Raw genomic sequence first — 2,773 nt, 5'->3', positions numbered from 1 at the left:
TATCTTTCGCAATACCGCAACCGTTGTCAAAACTTACGTTAACACATAATCGATATCCGATACTGGCGTAGCCATTGGCTGCAACGATTGCGCATTGCCAGGCGTAACAGGTGCCTGCCAGGCATAAAGGTATACGGCACAAGGGAGTGACACAACAATGCCGCCATGAAAAACAAATGCCTGTACCCCAACCTCTCCTTCTAAAAATATTTTTGTACCTCTATTTGTAAAATATGGCCGCCCGGCTGTAACTTGTTTATTGCAAACAGGTATGCGATTTGTTACTGTAACCGCAGCAATACTACAATTTAAACACTTTTTATTATGGAATACAGATCATTAAACGATTCAATACTTAAACTATCTGCCATCACCTTTGGAGCTTGGGCTGCAGGGGGTTGGATGTGGGGAAAAACTGACCGCAACGATGCCATTGAAGCAATAAGGGCTTCTTATGATGAAGGTGTTACTTCCATTGATACAGCCCCTGTTTACGGACAGGGTAGTAGCGAACAGATTGTAGGCGAAGCCATCAAAGGGATTCCCCGTGACAAAGTGCAGATACTTACAAAATTTGGTATGCGGTGGGATCTGACGAAAGGAAACCTCGCATTTAAAAGTAAAAACAACGATGGCAAAGACATTGACATTTACAAATATGCGGGCAAGGAAAGCATCATTGAAGAATGCAATAACAGCTTGCAAAGGCTGGGCACAGACTACATTGATTTGTATCAGATTCACTGGCCGGATATCACCACTCCTATCGATGAAACCATGGATGCAGTTGCTGAATTAATTCAGCAAGGCAAAGTACTGCATGCCGGTGTTTGTAATTATAATACCGCACAAATGCAGGAAGCTGAACAAACAATTCACCTGGTAAGTAACCAGGTTCCCTTTAGCATGGTAAACCGTGGAATAGAAGAAAAAACGATTCCCTATTCAGTTGCACATAACAAATCAATCCTTGCATACAGCCCTATGGAACGGGGATTACTGACAGGAAAAATGACACCAGGTTATAAATTTGCAGAAGGTGATCACAGGGCCAGCAACAAATTTTTTACTGATGAAAGCATTTTAAAGACCAATGCATTTTTACAAAAAATAAAACCATTAGCTGATAGTAAAAACGCCACATTGGCACAACTGGTTATACGGTGGACTTTGCAAAGACCAGGCATTACAATTGCTCTGGTGGGCTCAAGAAATAAAGAGCAGGCCGTACAAAATGCAAAAGCAATGAACGTATTGCTTACGCCGGATGAGATTAATTTTATAAATGAACAACTCAAAACGTTGTAAAAATTAGCAAATGGAATTTAGGCAACTGGGAAATACGGGCATACGGGTAGCACCATTTACATTGGGTGGTAACGTTTTTGGATGGACGATTGAGGAAGCAACTTCTTATGAAATTTTAGATAGTTTTAGCCGTTCAGGTTTTAACCTGGTTGATACAGCAGACGTTTACTCTCGCTGGAAGCGTGGCAATAGCGGAGGAGAATCGGAGAGGATTATTGGCGACTGGATGAAGCTACGTGGCAACCGCAGCAACATGATTATTGCCACCAAGGTTGGATCGGATATGGGAATTGGCAAAAAAAGTCTGGCAAAAAAATATATCTTACAAGCTGCTGAATCATCTTTAAAAAGACTACAGACAGACTATATTGATCTGTATCAAACCCATTGGGATGATCCGGATACGCCCATGGAAGAAACGTTGGAAGCTTACCAGCAATTGATACAGGAAGGCAAAGTGAGATTTATCGGCGCATCAAATTTATCTCCGGAAAGATTAAAGACATCACTGCAGCTCAGTAAAGAAAAAGGGTATCCCGCGTATCAGACTTTTCAGCCCTTGTATAACCTGGTAGAACGGGAGGCATTTGAAAAAGAATTAGAATCAATCTGTATCAGCAACCACCTCGCCGTGATCAACTATTATTCGTTGGCGGCGGGTTTTCTTACGGGCAAATACCGTGGGGAAGGTGACCTGTCTAAGAGCGCCCGGGGAGGCGGTGCAAAAAAATACCTGAATGAGAAGGGCTTTAAAGTACTGGCGGCGCTTGATGCCATAGCGGAAGAACACAATAGTACGCCTGCTGGTGTAACAATTGCCTGGCTGCTGGCAAGACCCTCTGTTACTGCTCCCATAGCAAGTGCTACAAACATGCAACAATTAAAATTTTTGATGGACGGCGTACTGCTTAAACTTACCAGCGAAAATATTGACCTGTTGAATAATGTGAGTGCGTGGAGATAATATTTTTTTTAATGGCTAACAACTTCTTCTTTCACCCGTTCAATATTTAAAATCCTCATTTGATATTTAAAATATTGACCTTCATGAACATTGTTTTGTATGCGCCTTATAACTTCCATTCCGTTTATCACTTTTCCAAAAGTAGCAAAACCAAGTCTGTCAAATGATTGTTTGGCATCAAACTGTGTCTGATCGCCGATGCAGATAAAAAACTCGGTACTGGCCGTACCAGGATTATTCCTGGCTAAAGAAATGGCACCATCTGTATGCGATAAATGTGTTTTACTGGTAGGTTCATGTGCAATACCTGGCAGGCGTACCAGTAAAGATGGATTACTTACAAAAATACCTCCCTGTATCAGGCCTGTATTATTTTCTGGTGGAACATTTTCGTTGCTTAATAAGCGGTAGAAGGAACTGTTTTTATAAAATCCAGAATCTACGTACGATAAAAAAGCCGCTACTGTTTGCGGAGCATTCTCAGGAAACAACTCTATTTCC

At 41.7% G+C, this 2,773-nt stretch carries 3 protein-coding genes; 2 read left to right on the top strand and 1 reads right to left on the bottom strand.

What is annotated here, in order from left to right; genetic code table 11:
* Positions 1 to 324: 324 nt before the first annotated feature.
* Together H7254_RS16425 and H7254_RS16420 are read left to right on the top strand one after the other, a co-directional pair.
* Complete coding sequence (locus H7254_RS16425) at positions 325 to 1,308, top strand: aldo/keto reductase (RefSeq protein WP_301934000.1); 984 nt, start codon at positions 325 to 327, stop codon at positions 1,306 to 1,308.
* Positions 1,309 to 1,318: 10 nt separating this feature from the next.
* Entirely contained in the window at positions 1,319 to 2,272 is a 954-nt protein-coding gene (locus H7254_RS16420) for an aldo/keto reductase (RefSeq protein WP_301933999.1), read from the top strand.
* 8 nt (positions 2,273 to 2,280) lie between these two features.
* Here H7254_RS16420 and H7254_RS16415 read toward each other — a convergent pair.
* Positions 2,281 to 2,773 (bottom strand): peptidylprolyl isomerase (locus tag H7254_RS16415; RefSeq protein ID WP_301933998.1); only part of this gene is annotated, 493 nt, incomplete at its 5' end.

Origin of the sequence: Ferruginibacter sp. (genome assembly GCF_014377975.1) — a bacterium.
GTDB lineage: Bacteria > Bacteroidota > Bacteroidia > Chitinophagales > Chitinophagaceae > Ferruginibacter.
The sequence above is the reverse complement of the archived record's forward strand: the minus strand, read 5'-3'. Positions and strand labels throughout refer to the sequence as shown.

Coding starts and splice junctions, on each gene's coding strand:
- H7254_RS16420 (WP_301933999.1), top strand. CDS start 1,319: ATGGAATTTAGGCAACTGGGAAATACGGGCATACGGGTAGCACCATTT.
- H7254_RS16425 (WP_301934000.1), top strand. CDS start 325: ATGGAATACAGATCATTAAACGATTCAATACTTAAACTATCTGCCATC.